General features: G+C 70.3%; 10 protein-coding genes and 1 pseudogene. 7 read left to right on the forward strand and 4 right to left on the reverse strand.

All coding sequences use genetic code 11. The features are described 5' to 3' along the window. The first annotated feature begins 1,173 nt into the window (after positions 1 to 1,173). The 3 genes and pseudogenes from ABZ646_RS31265 (at position 1,174) to ABZ646_RS31275 (ending at position 2,933) form a co-directional block, all read left to right on the forward strand. A complete protein-coding gene (locus ABZ646_RS31265) occupies positions 1,174 to 1,692 on the forward strand; it encodes a DUF1203 domain-containing protein (protein WP_360526188.1) in 519 nt (172 codons plus the stop codon). Between the two features lie 74 nt (positions 1,693 to 1,766). After that, positions 1,767 to 1,931 (forward strand): annotated as a pseudogene (locus tag ABZ646_RS31270) (IS982 family transposase); the annotation flags it as partial. Positions 1,932 to 2,168: 237 nt separating this feature from the next. Next, complete coding sequence (locus ABZ646_RS31275; RefSeq protein WP_360526192.1) at positions 2,169 to 2,933, forward strand: SDR family oxidoreductase; 765 nt, start codon at positions 2,169 to 2,171, stop codon at positions 2,931 to 2,933. Between the two features lie 28 nt (positions 2,934 to 2,961). Here the strand turns inward: ABZ646_RS31275 and ABZ646_RS31280 are convergent, their stop codons facing one another. Beyond that, positions 2,962 to 3,591, reverse strand: a complete 630-nt coding sequence (locus tag ABZ646_RS31280) for a helix-turn-helix domain-containing protein (RefSeq protein WP_360526195.1) — start codon at positions 3,589 to 3,591, stop codon at positions 2,962 to 2,964. Positions 3,592 to 3,649: 58 nt separating this feature from the next. Then, a complete protein-coding gene (locus tag ABZ646_RS31285) occupies positions 3,650 to 4,312 on the reverse strand; it encodes a PH domain-containing protein (RefSeq protein ID WP_360526198.1) in 663 nt (220 codons plus the stop codon). A gap of 194 nt (positions 4,313 to 4,506) precedes the next feature. Here ABZ646_RS31285 and deoC point away from each other — a divergent pair, with 194 nt between their 5' ends. The 3 genes from deoC to ABZ646_RS31300 are packed head-to-tail and all read left to right on the forward strand — an operon-like array spanning position 4,507 to position 7,797. After that, positions 4,507 to 5,460: a deoxyribose-phosphate aldolase gene (gene deoC, locus ABZ646_RS31290; protein WP_360526212.1), complete on the forward strand. Its 954-nt coding sequence runs from the start codon at positions 4,507 to 4,509 to the stop codon at positions 5,458 to 5,460. Positions 5,461 to 5,480: 20 nt separating this feature from the next. Beyond that, positions 5,481 to 6,917, forward strand: a complete 1,437-nt coding sequence (locus ABZ646_RS31295; protein ID WP_360526201.1) for an aldehyde dehydrogenase family protein — start codon at positions 5,481 to 5,483, stop codon at positions 6,915 to 6,917. Continuing rightward, entirely contained in the window at positions 6,910 to 7,797 is an 888-nt protein-coding gene (locus ABZ646_RS31300; RefSeq protein WP_360526204.1) for an aldehyde dehydrogenase family protein, read from the forward strand. The genes ABZ646_RS31295 and ABZ646_RS31300 overlap by 8 nt, the downstream gene beginning before the upstream one ends. 61 nt (positions 7,798 to 7,858) lie before the next feature. Here the strand turns inward: ABZ646_RS31300 and ABZ646_RS31305 are convergent, their stop codons facing one another. Next, complete coding sequence (locus tag ABZ646_RS31305) at positions 7,859 to 8,257, reverse strand: hypothetical protein (RefSeq protein WP_360526207.1); 399 nt, start codon at positions 8,255 to 8,257, stop codon at positions 7,859 to 7,861. A gap of 127 nt (positions 8,258 to 8,384) precedes the next feature. Between ABZ646_RS31305 and ABZ646_RS31310 the strand changes: the two genes are divergently transcribed. Continuing rightward, entirely contained in the window at positions 8,385 to 9,029 is a 645-nt protein-coding gene (locus ABZ646_RS31310) for a uridine kinase (protein WP_360526209.1), read from the forward strand. 255 nt (positions 9,030 to 9,284) lie between these two features. Here ABZ646_RS31310 and ABZ646_RS31315 read toward each other — a convergent pair whose 3' ends face one another. Next, positions 9,285 to 10,010, reverse strand: a complete 726-nt coding sequence (locus ABZ646_RS31315) for a SigE family RNA polymerase sigma factor (protein WP_360526215.1) — start codon at positions 10,008 to 10,010, stop codon at positions 9,285 to 9,287. Positions 10,011 to 10,043 lie beyond the last annotated feature (33 nt).

A 10,043-nucleotide genomic window follows, 5' to 3' on the forward strand; every position in this document is an offset into this window, starting at 1 on the left:
CCGTCAAACATCACCTGGGACCAGAACGTCAGGCATCAGCTGGGATCCGACACGGTCGCGCGCTGCTCCGTGCCCTCTCCCTGTTCGCCAGAAGGCCGGTGCGCCGTGGTGCTGGCCGGGCTCCCGGATGTGGCCTGGTGCATCGGTGCGGTCTGCGCGGGCTTGCGAGCATGCTCCCCGCGTCGGCTGCCGAACTCCGTGAACTGATGTTCCGTCGGCGGCCATTGGCGATCGGCACATCTGGGTATCGCCCCCCCCCCGCGACGGTTCGAGAATAATTCCAGCCGATTCCGGCACGGATCTTCCACTGTCCGGACCGCTTCATCGAATCGCATTTACGGAAAACTCACGGGCCCTCATCGACTGCAATTCGCATAATCGAAGGCAAGTTAGCTGCGCCTGATCAGGGCGCATGGAGGACAGCGCTCCACACGCGCAAAGCAGAGAAACCATGAACACCCGTTATCTAATTCCTGATTTGACGCTCTGGAGGCCACGCCATGTCTGCCGATTCCGGCAACAAAACCACACGCAAAACCCGACGGTCCGCCGCGCCGCCCGCTCCGGTCGGACGTTCCGCAGCGATCGCACGCAAACAACATCTACAAGCCCGCTCAGAAGCGGACCATGACAGAGGAACTCAAGACCAGTCGCCACGCGCTCAGCGACTGACCCGCGAGCAGTGGCTTTCCACACATGTGGCACGGGCTCCTAAAATAACGCCCGAGCAATGGCGAAAGACCCGCGCGATACTGAGACAGCGAGATATCGAAGAGCTTGAATAAGGCTGGGCCCCGATGACCATTACGGTCCTCGGGGCCCAGCTGGTTCCGTGGTCGCTGTTGACCTGGCCGGAGGGTACACCTAAGTAAGTCGAACTCAGCTCACAGGCCAGTGACAGGCTGTCCGGTAAGTTCCTGAGCGATTTGCCAGAGCTGACCGCCGCGAGATGCCTTCGCGAGGATCCGTGTCGGCTCATGCTTGTCGTGGTTCCCACTTGGAACTGTTCACCGCCCAGCGGGACTAGATGATCGATTCCAAGGGGTCGGCGATCGTAGGCGGCCTGTGTTCAGCGGGTGCGACGTTTCCGGCCAGCCTTCTGCGTGGGCGCGCACCAACGTGACGTCCGTTTCCTGCCAGCAACCCGCCCGTGCGTCGATCCAGCATGGGCACATGACCAGATACACCGTGCTCCCCGTTGACGCAGCCGTCCTGAAGGAACTGCGGGTTGTCGACGACGCGGGCCGTCCCTGCGCCCCGTACATCGCGACCGGCGACGACGTGGACTCTCCGCTGCGCTGCTGTCTGCGTCCCATCACGCTCGGCGAGCGGATTGCCCTTGTTTCGTACGCCCCGTTGCGTCGCTGGGCCGCCACGAGGGGTGCAGATCCGGGCGCCTACGACGAACAGGGTCCCATCTTCATCCACGCCGATGACTGCGGCGGGTTCACACCGGGCGAGAACTACCCCTTCGCTCGGCCGGGCACCCTGCGTACCGTGCGCCGCTATGACGCCCGGGGCCATATCGCAGGTGGCCGCCTTCTGGAGATTCCAGCCGACGCCACGACTGGCTTCGATGCAGCCTTCGACGATGCGTTCAACGACCCGGACGTGGTGCTCGTACACGTCAGGGCACTGGAATACGGATGCTTTCACTTCGAGCTGCGACGGCCCTCCGCCAAGGATCAGTAGCAGCCGTACCACCTGAATGATCGACTTCAAGGGATCGGCTGCACGCATACGACGGGGGAGTCCAACGTCGGTGTGTGAAGACAGAGTTGGACTCCCTCGCCACCGCACTCTATGTGAAGACCGACGACCTGCTGAAGGCATGACCGCATTTGGCTCCCTGGCGTCCGGCTATCGGGATCGCTCCGCAACTGACCGATGCCGAGTTGGTCACGCTCGCGATGATGCAGGCCATGCTGGGCTTGCCTCCGAGACCGCCTGGCAGCACACCGCCGAGGTCTACGCCGACCCCGCTCTACTGGCCGCGCTGACCAGAGATCACAACGAGGACTACGGCCCGGCACCCGAGCCGCCGGACACCGCATGACCCAGGCAGCTCGGCCGGGTTACGGGCTCCCGTTTCTGGACTTGCTGGTCCATTTTTCTGGGCGCACAGTGGTCCGCACCTGACCGGGAAACCGAGGACACGGAGGCTGATCATGGGCACGCGACTGGCAGGAAAGACCGCACTGGTGACCGGATCCACCAGCAACATCGGGCGGGCGATCGCGGAGGCGTTCGCCGCCGAGGGCGCGCACGTCGTCGTCTCGGGGCGGAGCGCCGAGCGCGGTGCGGAGGTGGTCGACGGGATCCGCGCCCGGGGCGGCCGCGCCGACTTCGTACGCGCCGACCTGGACGGCAGCGCCGCCGCGTCGCACAAGCTGGCCGAGGAGGCGACCCGGGTGCTGGGCGGCCGTATCGACGTACTCGTCAACAACGCCGGCATCTACCCGGCGGACGCCACCCCCGCCACCGACGAGAAGACCTTCGACCAGGTCTACGCGGTCAACGTCAGGGCCCCCTTCTTCCTGACGGGGGCCGTCGCACCGGCCATGGCCGAGGCGGGCGCGGGCGCGGTCATCAACCTGAGTTCGTGGATCGTACGTCTGGGCATCCCCGTCGGCGCGCTGTACAGCTCCACCAAGGGAGCCGTGGAGGCCCTGACCCGTGCCTGGGCCGCCGAGTTCGGGCCGCGGGGGGTGCGGGTGAACGCGATCTCCCCGGGCGCGGTGCTGCCGTCGGACGCCGAGGTGGCCGAGATCGGCGGGGCCATGATGAAGGGCACGCCGGCGGGCGGGATGGGCACGCCGGAGGCGATCGCGAGCGCGGCGGTGTACCTGGCCGCCGACGAGTCGTCCTTCGTGCACGGGATCGTGCTGGACGTGGACGGCGGCCGTACCGGTGTCGCGGTCGTCGCCGCCTGACGAGCCCTGCGGCCGGGCGGTCCCGCGGTCATCGCGGTGTGACGGCCCCGGTCGGCGTCAGGTCGCGGCGCAGGTCCGCGAGCCCCTGGTCGAGGGCGGCCCGCAGGTGGTCGGAGCGGCCCGTCGCCAGCAGGATGGACACCCCTCCCTGGATCGCGGCCAGCAGCGCGGCGGCCCGCGCGTCGACGTCGAACCCGGCCGACGGGCCCCCGCCCCCGGCCGCCCGCAACGCCCGGATCCCGGCCGCCAGGCTCTCCTGCCAGCGCCGCATCAACTCGGCGACGATCGCCCGCGCGCCCGGCGTCGAACGCCCGACCTGGAGGAAGAGCGACCCGAGGGGACACGTGTCCCCCAGGATCTCGTAGCGGGCGACGACCACGTCCCGCCACCGCTCCCAGTTCTCCCAGGAGTCGAGGCAGCCCAGGTACGGCTGCTGGTCCTCCAGCACCTGGTCCGCCTCGTAGTGCGCGACGGCGAGCAGCAGTTCGTCCTTGCCGCCGGGGAAGTAGTGGAAGAGCTGGCTCTTGCTGGTGCTGGTGCGCGCCATGATGTCGTCGAGGGTGACCGAGCCGACGCCGTTCTCCCGCAGCGCGGCCGCGGCCCCCTCGACGATCCGGTGCCGGGTGGCCTTGCCCTTGGCCGTGAGCTCCCTGCGCATGGACCGGCCTCCCGAAGAGTGGACTGTACGGTCCACCGTACGGGCCGGCCGCCCCGGACTACCCCATCGCCAGCAGGATCGCCAGCAGCACCGCGCCCGCGACGGCCGGCGCGGCCACCTCGTAGGCCCACCGCACCGTCACCTCACCCTGCGCCGACTCCGCCGCCTCCCGGCTCTCCAGCAGCTCCCGCAGGTCGTCCATGACCCGGTCGGTCTCCGCGCGCGTCGGCCCGGTCGCGCCGTCGGTGTCGCGCAGCGCCCGGAACCCGCCACCGAACCCGCCGGGCATCCGCCCGGCGGTCCCCGGCCGCCCGCGCTGCGCGTCCGCCTCCGCCCTGGCCGTGCGGCGCGCCGCCTTCTTGCGGCTGCGCAGGGACACCGGAATCGACCACAGCTGGTACTTCGCGCCCGACTTGGTGATCACCTCGTTCGAGTACCCGGAGCGCAGGGCGGCGATCTCCCCCCACGGCAGCGTGACCACCCGGAACGGGTTGCGCACCCGCAGCCGGTCCTCCCCCGCGAACACCGCGGGCCGCAGGGTGAAGGCGACCACCAGCGGCACGACGAGGATCATCGCGGCCAGGGCGAGCCAGGGGGTGCGGCCGTGCCCGCGGATCAGCGCGTCGACGCCGAGCCAGCAGATGATGGCGAGCAGCAGGACGCCGCTGACCACCGCCATGGGTGAGCGGTGGACGCGGTCCTTGACGAGGGGCGTGGTCATGCCGCCGATTCTGCACCAGACGCCCGCACGGCGCGGAGGGGGCATCATCGCCGTGCGCGACTGCGGGTGCGCTGTGGTCGCGCGCGCAGTTCCCCGCGCCCCTCGTCGCAGGAAAGCTCCCCGGCGCCAGGATGAAGAACCGTTCCCTCGGGGTGTACAGCCGCTACGCGCGTAGATATGCTCGGCTGGTGACCATGCCCACCACCGCACCCCACGCACTTGCTGACGTCACCGCGTCCGACAGCACGCTGCGCCGCTTCCTCCACGGGCTGCCCGGCGTCGACGCGGTCGGCCTGGAGGCGCGTGCCGCCTCGCTCGGCACCCGTTCGATCAAGACCACCGCGAAGGCGTACGCCATCGACCTCGCCATCTCGATGGTCGACCTGACGACGCTGGAAGGCGCGGACACCCCGGGCAAGGTCCGGGCGCTCGGCGCCAAGGCGGTCCACCCGGACCCCACGGACCGTACGACCCCCGCCACGGCCGCCGTCTGCGTCTACCCCGACATGGTGGCCGCCGCGAAGGAGGCCGTCGCCGGTTCGTCCGTCAAGGTCGCCTCGGTCGCCACCGCCTTCCCCGCGGGCCGCGCGGCCCTGCCGGTGAAGCTCGCCGACGTGCGGGACGCCGTGGCCGCGGGCGCCGACGAGATCGACATGGTCATCGACCGCGGCGCGTTCCTCGCGGGGAACTACCGCAAGGTGTACGACGAGATCGTCGCCGTGAAGGAGGCCTGCGGGGCCGCCGCCCGGCTCAAGGTCATCTTCGAGACCGGCGAGCTGTCGACGTACGACAACATCCGCCGGGCCTCCTGGCTCGGCATGCTGGCGGGCGCCGACTTCATCAAGACCTCCACGGGCAAGGTCGCCGTCAACGCCACCCCCGCGAACACCCTCCTGATGCTGGAGGCCGTGCGCGACTTCCGTGCGCAGACGGGCGTGCAGGTCGGCGTGAAGCCCGCCGGCGGCATCCGGACCAGCAAGGACGCGATCAAGTTCCTCGTCCTGGTCAACGAGACCGCGGGCCAGGACTGGCTGGACAACCACTGGTTCCGCTTCGGTGCCTCCTCGCTCCTGAACGATCTGCTGATGCAGCGTCAGAAGCTGGCCACCGGCCGCTACTCCGGTCCCGACTACGTGACGGTGGACTGATCACCATGGCCAAGGAAAAGATGACCACCGCTTTCGAGTACGCACCGGCGCCCGAGTCCCGCTCCGTCGTCGACATCGCCCCCTCCTACGGGCTCTTCATCGACGGCGAGTTCACGGACGCGGCGGACGGCAAGGTCTTCAAGACGGTCAGCCCGTCCACCGAGGAGGTCCTCTCCGAGGTCGCCCGGGCCGGCGCCGAGGACGTGGACCGGGCCGTACGGGCCGCCCGCAAGGCCTTCGAGAAGTGGTCCGCGCTGCCTGGCTCCGAGCGCGCCAAGTACCTCTTCCGCATCGCCCGGATCATCCAGGAGCGCAGCCGCGAGCTCGCCGTCCTGGAAACCCTGGACAACGGCAAGCCCGTCAAGGAGACCCGCGACGCGGACCTCCCCCTGGTCGCCGCGCACTTCTTCTACTACGCGGGCTGGGCCGACAAGCTCGACCACGCGGGCTACGGCGCGAACCCGCGGCCGCTGGGCGTCGCCGGCCAGGTCATCCCCTGGAACTTCCCGCTCCTGATGCTGGCCTGGAAGATCGCCCCGGCGCTCGCCACCGGCAACACGGTGGTCCTCAAGCCCGCCGAGACGACACCTCTCTCCGCCCTCTTCTTCGCGGACATCTGCCGTCAGGCGGGCCTGCCCAAGGGCGTCGTCAACATCCTTCCCGGGTACGGCGACGCGGGCGCCGCGCTCGTCGCCCACCCCGACGTGAACAAGGTCGCCTTCACGGGTTCCACCGCCGTCGGCAAGGAGATCGCGCGCACGGTCGCGGGCACCCGCAAGAAGCTCACCCTCGAACTGGGCGGCAAGGGCGCCAACATCGTCTTCGACGACGCCCCGATCGACCAGGCCGTCGAGGGGATCGTCACCGGGATCTTCTTCAACCAGGGCCAGGTCTGCTGCGCGGGCTCCCGTCTGCTGGTCCAGGAGTCGATCCACGACGAGCTGCTCGACTCCCTCAAGCGCCGCCTGTCGACGCTCCGGCTCGGCGACCCGCTGGACAAGAACACCGACATCGGCGCGATCAACTCGGCCGAGCAGCTGGCCCGGATCACCACGCTCGCCGAGCAGGGCGAGGCCGAGGGCGCCGAGCGCTGGTCCCCGGCCTGCGAACTCCCGTCCGCCGGCTACTGGTTCGCCCCGACGCTGTTCACGAACGTCACCCAGGCGCACACCATCGCCCGCGACGAGATCTTCGGCCCGGTCCTGTCGGTCCTCACCTTCCGCACCCCGGACGAGGCGGTGGCGAAGGCCAACAACACGCAGTACGGCCTCTCCGCCGGCATCTGGACGGAGAAGGGCTCCAGGATCCTGGCCGTCGCGAACAAGCTGCGCGCGGGCGTCGTCTGGTCCAACACGTTCAACAAGTTCGACCCCACCTCGCCGTTCGGCGGCTACAAGGAGTCGGGCTTCGGCCGCGAGGGCGGCCGTCACGGTCTGGAGGCATACCTCGATGTCTGATCGCCTGTCCGTCTTCAAGACCTACAAGCTGTACGTCGGCGGGAAGTTCCCGCGTTCCGAGAGCGGCCGGGTGTACGAGGTGACCGACGCAAAGGGCAACTGGCTGGCCAACGCGCCGCAGTCGAGCCGCAAGGACGCCAGGGACGCGGTCGTCGCCGCCCGCAAGGCGTTCGGCGGCTGGGCCGGGGCCACGGCCTACAACCGGGGCCAGGTCCTCTACCGCGTCGCGGAGATGCTGGAGGGCCGCCGGGACCAGTTCGTGCGCGAGGTCGCCGACGCGGAGGGCCTCGGCAAGTCCAAGGCCGCCGTGGTCGTGGACGCGACGATCGACCGCTGGGTCTGGTACGCGGGCTGGACCGACAAGATCGCCCAGGTGGTCGGCGGCGGCAACCCGGTCGCGGGCCCCTACTTCAACCTCTCCTCCCCCGAACCGACGGGCGTGGTGGCCGTCCTGGCCCCGCAGGAGTCGTCGTTCCTCGGCCTGGTGTCGGTGCTCGCCCCGGTGATCGCGACCGGCAACACGGCCGTCGTGGTGGCGAGCGAGCAGGCGCCGCTCCCGGCCCTCTCCCTCGCCGAGGTGCTCGCCACCTCCGACGTCCCCGGTGGCGTCGTCAACGTCCTGTCCGGCCGCACGAAGGAGATCGCGCCGACCCTGGCATCCCACCAGGACGTCAACGCGATCGACCTCGCGGGCGCGGACGAGGCGCTGGCGAAGGAGCTGGAGATCGCGGCGGCCGACAACCTCAAGCGCGTCCTGCGTCCACAGCCTGTGGACGACTGGACGGCGACGCCCGGGACGGACCGCATGACGGCGTTCCTGGAGACGAAGACGGTGTGGCACCCGACGGGGTCGCTGGGAGCGTCGGGTTCGTCGTACTAGGTGCCGGGCCCATGGGGAACTGCGCGACCGGCCACACCGGACCGGCAGTTCCCCGCCGTGTTCAGCCCCCCAGGAGCAGCTGCCCCACCACCGGCACGTCCCCGATCGACGGCGCCTCAGCCACCGGTTCCGTCACGGTCTTCGACGTGAGCGGCTCGAAGTCGGCCAACCGGGTGCCCACGCCGTTGTCCAGCGGGTCGACGCCCGTGCCCGCGAGCGGGTTGGGCTTCAGGGCCGTCACCGGCCCCGTGACGTACGGCAGCAGACCGCCCACTGCGGTCAGCGCCGCCTGCGGGTCGGCCGGACCGACGGAGGTGGACCGGCTCCGTACCGCGTCGTGCACGACCTGAGGGGTCGCGGCTGCCGTCGCGGCGCCCGCGCCGAGCGCGACTGAGGCGGTCGCGAGAGCGATCAGCGCACGCTGGGCGGTCGGGTTCGGGGAGGACGCGTGTCGGGACATCGCTGGTGCCACCTTCGGGTGCGCGGGGTGATCGTGTCGGCACACAGGGTAGTTGAGGTGTGACTCACGCTCAAAAGCCGACCCGCGGGGTCGGCAGGAGGCTCCCCATACGTCAAACTGGTGTTCCGTGAGCATTCATCCTCCGCCCCCCGCCCGCGTCGTGCTGCTGTGCGGCCCTTCGGGTTCGGGCAAGTCCCTCGTCGCCGCCCGTTCCGGGCTTCCCGTGCTGCGTCTCGACGACTTCTACAAGGAGGGCGACGACCCGACCCTGCCACTGGTGGCGGGGAGTTCGGACATCGACTGGGACCACCCGGAGTCCTGGGACGCCGAGGTCGCGGTCGAGGCCATCGGCCGGCTGTGCGCGACGGGTTCGGCGGGCGTGCCGGTGTACGACATCTCGCTGAGCGCCCGCACCGGTGAGGAGACCCTGCACATCGGCCGTACCCCGCTGTTCATCGCGGAGGGCATCTTCGCCGCCGAGATCGTGGAGCGCTGCCGCGAGCTGGGACTGCTGGCCGACGCGCTGTGTCTCAGCCGGGGTCCGGTGAAGACCTTCCGGCGCCGCTTCCTGCGCGACCTCAGGGAGGGCCGCAAGTCGGTGCCGTTCCTGCTGCGTCGCGGCTGGCGGCTGATGCGCGCGGAGCGCACGATCGTGGCCCGCCAGGTGTCCCTGGGCGCGCATCCCTGCGACCGCGACGAGGCGCTCAGCCGGATGGCGGCGGCCGCGGTGGGCCGGCAGTCCCGGGACCGCACCCAGGCGCCGGCGGCCTGACCGCCGTGGGCTCGGCGGCGTGACCGCCGTGGGCGAGGCGTGGAAAGCAGAAAAAGCGGGACTGGACGGACCCCCCGGCCCTCCAGTCCCGCTTCCCCCGTCGCTCCGCCGAACACCCCCGTGTCCCCCGTGGCGGAGCTCCCCCGTGCTTCCGAGTCCCCCCGGACTCGTTTCCCCCGTGGGTCCCCCCGGACCCTCCCCCGGGCCCCGTTTCCCCCGGTTTCCCCGTCGGGATCCCCCCGGATCCCCTTACCTTCAGGCCACAAGCTCCCCGAAGGCGTCCTCCTCGTCACGGCCGAAGCTGAGGACCTCGTCCTCGCGCAGCCGGCGGAGCGACCGCCAGATGCTGGACTTCACCGTGCCGACACTGATGTCGAGGATCTCCGCGATCTCCGGGTCCGTGCGGCCCTCGTAGTAGCGCAGGACCAGCATGGTGCGCTGGAGCTCGGGGAGCCGGGCGAGCGCCTGCCACAGGACCGCGCGCAGCTCGGTGCCGCTCATCGCGTCCGTGTCGCCGGGCGTCTCCGGCAGTTCCTCGGTCGGGTACTCGTTGAGCTTGCGGCGCCGCCAGGCGCTGATGTGCAGGTTGGTCATGGTCCGCCGCAGGTAGCCGCCGACGGCCGCCTTGTCGCTGATCCGCTCCCACGCCCGGTACGTCGAGAACAGCGCGCTCTGCAGCAGGTCCTCGGCCTCGAAGCGGTCGCCGGTCAGGTGGTAGGCGGTCGCGTACAGGGAGGCGCGGCGCTCCTGGACGTAGGCGGTGAACTCCGCCTCCGTCAGCGAGCGGCGCTCCCCCTGGTCCTCCCCGTACGCGGCTGCGCCGGTTTCCCCCGTCCCCCCGTCGACCACCGTCATGTAGGCGGTGTGCTGCCGCCCGGTGCCGCGAGCGCACCCCCGCCCGCTCACGGCACCGGACTTCTCGGAACCCCGGTGCACGTCGTGCAGACGCGTGATCACTGCGCTGGTGCTGTGACCGATCACGTGTTCATCTCGCGCCCCCCGTCGTGGACTTCC

Source organism: Streptomyces sp. NPDC007162, assembly GCF_040634175.1.
GTDB lineage: Bacteria > Actinomycetota > Actinomycetes > Streptomycetales > Streptomycetaceae > Streptomyces.